The organism is Paraburkholderia sp. SIMBA_030, from assembly GCF_046535245.1.
Lineage (GTDB): Bacteria > Pseudomonadota > Gammaproteobacteria > Burkholderiales > Burkholderiaceae > Paraburkholderia.
On the sequence record NZ_JAWRXB010000838.1, the window covers coordinates 1 to 262 of the forward strand.

The window sequence follows — 262 nt, forward strand, 5'->3', positions numbered from 1 at the left end:
GACCTCGCCGTTGTAGGAGCCTTGGGGGGCAATGGTATTCCCGGCGGCGGAGAAGACTCCGGCCAGGAGGTCTTTGGTGGTTGTCTTGCCGGCGGAGCCGGTGATACCGACCACCGTGAAGTCCTCGCCGCGCTGCTCACGGCCTGAACGGATGCGCCGAACGCATTCCGCTGCCAAGGCGCCCATCGCCAGCACGGCGTCTTTCACGACGACGGCGGGGTACGGGTTTCCGTCCGCATCGGTCACTTCGCGTTCAGCCAGG

At 66.4% G+C, this 262-nt stretch carries 1 protein-coding gene; it reads right to left on the reverse strand.

Annotated features, from left to right (window positions below; all coding sequences use genetic code 11):
• On the reverse strand, positions 1–262 hold a 262-nt coding region (locus SB772_RS42345; RefSeq protein WP_410838816.1), incomplete at both ends, for a Mur ligase family protein.